The sequence below is a fragment of the Trebonia sp. genome (assembly GCF_049794275.1).
Lineage (GTDB): Bacteria > Actinomycetota > Actinomycetes > Streptosporangiales > Streptosporangiaceae > Trebonia.
Window position 1 is genome coordinate 1 of the sequence record NZ_JBARCR010000335.1, and the last position, 5,401, is coordinate 5,401.

Consider the following 5,401-nt stretch of genomic DNA (forward strand, 5'->3'; position numbering starts at 1 on the left):
AGCAGCGGGTGGCCTACGCCGCCGCCGCGGAGTTCTACGCGGCCGCGGCCGCCCGGCTCGAGGTGGCCGGCAGGCCCGCCGAGGTGGCGTCGGTGACCGAGAAGCAGGGAGTGGCCTGGTACCGGACCGGGCGCTACGATGCGGCGATCACCGCGCTGGAGGAGGCGCTGGCGGGGTACCGGGCGGCCGGCGACGCCGAGGGCGTGGCCCGGCTGGCTGGTCGGCTGGCCAACGCGCACTACCGCCGCGGCACCAGCCACGATGCCCTCGGCGAGCTGGCCGATATGGCCGAGGGCGACTTGGCCCTGGCACCCGGCGCGGCCTCACCCGGCACCTTGACCTGGTGGGAAGGGTTGTTGTTGCTGCTGTACGCGGAGGGCTCGTACACCAAGATGGTGACCCTGGGCCGGTCGCTGACCCAGGCCGGGCGGGCAGCCGACAATAGCCAGATGCAAGTCATCGGCACCCGGGTCGAGGGCGGCGCGCTGATCCACCTGGGCCGGCTGGCGGAGGGCGCGGCGCTGATGGCGGCGGCCCTGCCGACGGAGCCGGCAGCCGGCGACGAGCGGGCCGTCCAAGCCGCGTCCCTGCTCAGCGTTGCCTACCTGGCCATGGGTTCGGTGGATCAGTGTGCCGCGCTGAGCGAGCGGATGCTGGTCGCGGCCGAGCGGGACAGCGATCAGCTTGTCATCGCGATGCACACTGCGATGCTTGCCGGCGTCTGCTACGTGCGCGGAGACTGGGACCGCGGCCGCCACTTGGTCGGCCGGGCCCTCGAGTGCTTCGCCGCCAGTTCCTCGCCCATGGCCGTGCGCTGGGTCGGACTGTTGGCCCCGGCCCTGATCTGGCACGGCGCCTGGGACCAGGCCCGGGCCTACCTGGAAGGCTCCCTGCAGGTCGCCCAGTCCCTGCGGATCGTCCCGGTCGAGTGGGCAGCGCTGACCCACCTTGCCGACCTGGACCTGCTGGATGGCCGTCCCCAGGACGCCGTCACCCGCCTGCATCCGGTGACCGCCGATCACCCGCTCCCGGCCGTCGAAGACCTGACCTGGGACACCCCTGTCGAGCTCCTGTCGGTGCTGGCCCAGGCCCACCTTGAGGTAGACGACCTGGACCGCGCCCGGGCGTATGCCGGGCGCGCTGTCGACCATGCGCGCCGGATGGGAGCCTGGGTACAAGGCATCCGCGCGCTGGAAGTGCACGGGATGGTCCTGGCGCGCGACGGCCACCACGACCTGGCCCGAGCCGCCTACCAGGAGGGCCTGGACCGCGCCCGGGCCATTCCCTTCCCCTACGGCCAGGCCCGGCTGCTGCACGCCTGCGGCCTGCTCGACCGCCAGCAACAAGACCATGCCGCCGCGCACGCTAAATTCGCCCAGGCACTGGCCATCCTCGAACGCCTGGGCGCGGACAAAGACGCCGACCGGCTCCGCCGGGCGATCGCGGACACCCCGCCCAGGCAAAACCCGCGCGGCCGGACACCGTGAACCCGTCATGGGCGGCGCAGGAAGCTCCCGGCAAGGGGTAGTGCCCGGCCGCGGCGATTATTCGTCGCCGATATCGGCCAGCAGCTCGCGCAGTTCGGTGATCAGCGGATCGCAGGTACGCGCCGGGTCCTGAGCCTTTCGCCCGCGTCGGCCCGGCGTTTGTCCGGGTCGTTTGTCCGCCCTTGTCCGTGTACACGCGCCCGCGGGGTGCGCAGGCTGATGCCTGTCCACACAACCAGCGCCGGACCGGTACCCCGGCCGGCTCATTGGAGGAGATTCCCATCGCTTTGTTCGTCGCCCAGCACCGCCACCCGACCGGCCAGTGCCCCGCTTCCCCGGGCAGCGGACCGCTGCTGCTGTCCCGGGTCTCAGCCGCCACCGCGGCCCGTTACGGCGTCACCATCGAGGCCGAGGCACTCATCGACGGGGAGCATCTGCTGCTGCTGGTGGTGCGAGCCGCCAGCCAGGAGGCGGTGGAGCGCTTCCTGGCGTTCTTGCCCGGCCCGGGCTGCCTGCGGGTCCTGCCGGCCTGCAGCGCCGAAGAAGCGGTCCAGCGCGGCGGATGCGGGCCGGCGTTCCCGCCGGTCCCTGAGGCGACCTGGTGATCGGCGTCACCACCATCTATCCATCTATCCCGTCTGGAGCACGACCATGCCCACTAATACCCGATCTCCGCAATCCCGCTCGCACGGCGCGCCCGCCTGCTACCTAATCCGGCCCGCGAGTTTGCGGGTCACAGCCCTTGGCCGCCAGCCGCAGCAACGCCTCACCCATCGCACAGGAAAGAGCCGGTCATGACAGGTGCACTTTACGGGCTGGCGCGATTCTGCGCCCGGCACCGCTTCTGGATCCTCACAGTCTGGCTGGTGGCGGCGGTCGCGTTGGTCGGGGTGTCTCATCGCCTGGGCGACAACACCAACGACAATCTGACGCTGCCGGGAACCGGCAGCCAGCACGCCACCGACGCGCTGGCCAAGTCATTTCCCGATCAGTCCAACGGGACCAGCCCGATCGTGCTGCATGTCAGCAACGGGAAGCTGACCGACTCCAAGTACGCCAGCGCGGTCAACCAGGCGGCGGCCGACGTGGCCGAGGCACCGGACGTGGCCTCGGTGGTCAACCCGCTCACCTCGCAGGGCGCCGCCGCGCTGAGCAAGGACCAGGCGACCGGGTATCTGTCGGTGACCTTGTCGGTCAATCCCGGGCAGCTGTCGAAGGATGATGCCCAGACCATCATCGACGCCGCGGCCAAGCCCGCCGAGGCGGCCGGCATTCAGGTAGAGACCGGCGGCCAGCTCGGCCAGAAGGTGTCCACGCCGTCCACCGAGATCAGCGAGCTGATCGGGATCATCGCCGCGATGGTGATCCTCACGCTCACCTTCGGCACGGTGGTGGCGATGCTCCTGCCGATCCTGACCGCGATCCTGGCCCTGGCCTCCACGCTGTCGATCATCACCATCCTCGGCCACGCGATCACCGTCTCGACGGTCGCGCCGACCCTGGCCACCATGATCGGGCTCGGCGTCGGGATCGACTACGCGCTGTTCATCGTGACGCGGCACTTGCGCGGCCTCAACGACGGCCTGGACCTGCGCGAGTCGATCGCCCGGGCGGTGGCGACCTCCGGCGGCGCGGTCGTATTCGCCGGCAGCACGGTGACCATCGCGCTGGTGTCGCTGGCGGTGGCCAATATCCCGCTGGTGACCACCATGGGCCTAATGGCCGCGATCGCGGTCATCGTCGCGGTCCTGGCCGCGCTGACCCTGCTGCCCGCCATGTTGTCGATCACCGGCCCGCGCATCAACTCGCTGCGAGTCCGCGGCCGCCACCCCGGCCGCCGTGACCCAGCGCATCCGCACAAGGGCCTGTGGGCCCGGTGGGCCGAAGGAGTCGCCCGGCACCCGGTGATCGCCGTGGTCGCGGCCCTGGCCATCTTGATCCCGCTGGCGGTCCCGCTGCTGTCCCTGAACCTGGGGCAAAAAGATGTCGCCGCGCTGTCCACCTCGACCACTGAACGCCGGGCCTATGACCTGATCTCGCAGAACTTCGGGCCAGGGGTGAACGGGCCGCTGATTATCGCGGTGTCGCTGGGCTCGCCCGCGCAAGCCTCTTCCAGTAGCAGCTCGAGCAGTTCGTCCGGGTCGTCCGGTTCCCAGGGCAGCGACCCCCGCGCCACCGACCCGCGGCTGCAGACGCTGCAAAATGACGTCTCGACCACCCACGGGGTCGCGGCGGTCACCCCGGTCCAGATCGACAAGGCCGGGACCACCGCCTACTTCAACGCGATCGCCACCACCGGTCCGGCCGACCAGGCCACCGCCGACCTGGTCAGCACGTTGCGCTCCAGCGTGATACCGGCTGCCGACAAGGGCACGAACATGACTGCCTACGTCGGCGGCACCACCGCCGGCTACGCGGATCTGGCCTCGGTCATCGCCAGCAAGCTGCTGCTGCAGATCCTGGTCGTGATCGCGCTCAGCTTCGTGCTGCTGCTGCTCGCGTTCCGCACAGTGGTGGTCCCGGTCCAGGCCGCGGTGATGAACCTGCTGTCCATCGGCGCCGCCTACGGCGTGCTGACCGCCCTGTTCCAGTGGGGCTGGCTACACGGCCTGATCGGCCTGGACAGCGCGGTGCCGGTCGTGTCCTACGTGCCGCTGTTCATGTTCGCGGTCTTGTTCGGGCTGTCGATGGACTACGAGGTGTTCCTGGTCAGCCAGATCAAAGAGCACGTCGACGAGGGCCAGGACTACACCCGCTCGGTCATCTCCGGGCTGGTCACCAGCGCCGTCGTGATCACCGCTGCCGCCTCGATCATGGTGTTCGTGTTCGGCGGCTTCGTCCTCAACGGCGACCCGACCGTCAAGCAGTTCGGCATCGGCCTGGCTGTTGCCGTCATCTTGGACGCCACCATCGTCCGCTGCCTGCTCGTGCCCGCCCGGATGGTCATGCTGGGCAAGCACGCCTGGTACCTGCCCCGCTGGCTCGGCCGGATCCTTCCCCGCATCAGCATCGAAGGCGCCGAGTACTTCCAGGCCCGCGACCAGCTCACGGCTGCGGCCAGCCAGGCCCAGGACTCCGCGCCCGGACCCTCCCCTCTGGTTAACGCCAAGGACAGCTGACAAGAAAATCTCGCTATCACCCCGCCGCCCCGGCGGGGTGATAGCACCCGGCCTTCGCGCAACAGAAAGCGACTGTGGCTGCCGTCACCCCATCCATCACCAAGGGATACGACCATGGAACCAGCCATCACCGGCCACGAGGCCGTCGACCACGACGACCTGCTCGTGCACACATGGCGAGTGGCACGGCTCACCCGGCTCGGCATCCCGGCGCTGCTGGCCGAGATCCACGTCGACCACCTCGACTGGCATCAGATCGCCCGGCTGGTGCAGCACGGCTGCCCCGCAGCTGGCCCTTCGCATCGTCAGCTGATGGTCCTGCGACGCATGCGGGTCATGCTCGAAGTGTTGCAAGATAAGGTCCGCCCGGTGGATGCCCCGCTGGATGGAACCGGTCATCCCGCACCTGCATCTAGAAGCCAGCCCGGCCGCGGAGGAGGCCGCGCCCGATCCCGCGCTCACCGGCGCCTCCGGCCACCCAGCTGAGCCACCCGTCGGGCAGTTCCGGCCCGCCCCAGGCCAGGACGACGCACGCCGGCCCTGACCCCGGGCAAGCCAGGATCGCGGCATCCGCGGGCCCGTGGCAACCAGGCGGGCGTTGCCATGGACCCGCGTACGCGCAGGCTGCCTGGCCAGGGCCTCACCGCCGCCGCGCGAACGGGTTCCAGCTGATCACCGATCTAGATGATCATCACGGAAAGGATGCAGGCGTGTCAGCATCGGATAAGACGGCGTCGCGCCAGCCCGCCAGCGGGCCGGGCCAGCGGCCGGGGACGAGGCCGGCAGGCATGACGG

At 70.1% G+C, this 5,401-nt stretch carries 5 protein-coding genes; 4 read left to right on the forward strand and 1 reads right to left on the reverse strand.

Annotated elements, in window-relative coordinates:
* From WA805_RS09215 to WA805_RS09225, 3 genes are all read left to right on the forward strand, one after another.
* Positions 1 to 1,487 (forward strand): tetratricopeptide repeat protein (locus WA805_RS09215; RefSeq protein WP_425242135.1); only part of this gene is annotated, 1,487 nt, incomplete at its 5' end.
* Between the two features lie 266 nt (positions 1,488 to 1,753).
* Complete coding sequence (locus tag WA805_RS09220; RefSeq protein WP_422285527.1) at positions 1,754 to 2,092, forward strand: hypothetical protein; 339 nt, start codon at positions 1,754 to 1,756, stop codon at positions 2,090 to 2,092.
* Positions 2,093 to 2,281: 189 nt separating this feature from the next.
* Positions 2,282 to 4,606, forward strand: coding sequence for an MMPL family transporter (locus WA805_RS09225; protein WP_425242136.1), 2,325 nt, complete (start codon positions 2,282 to 2,284; stop codon positions 4,604 to 4,606).
* A gap of 96 nt (positions 4,607 to 4,702) precedes the next feature.
* On the opposite strand, the gene WA805_RS09230 is transcribed toward WA805_RS09225, so the two are convergent.
* Positions 4,703 to 5,005 carry a hypothetical protein gene (locus WA805_RS09230; RefSeq protein ID WP_425242137.1) on the reverse strand — a complete coding sequence of 101 codons (303 nt, stop codon included), beginning with the start codon at positions 5,003 to 5,005 and terminating at the stop codon, positions 4,703 to 4,705.
* On the opposite strand from WA805_RS09230, the gene WA805_RS09235 reads away from it, so the two are divergent.
* Positions 4,992 to 5,150, forward strand: coding sequence for a hypothetical protein (locus WA805_RS09235; protein WP_422279502.1), 159 nt, complete (start codon positions 4,992 to 4,994; stop codon positions 5,148 to 5,150). The genes WA805_RS09230 and WA805_RS09235 overlap by 14 nt on opposite strands.
* Positions 5,151 to 5,401 lie beyond the last annotated feature (251 nt).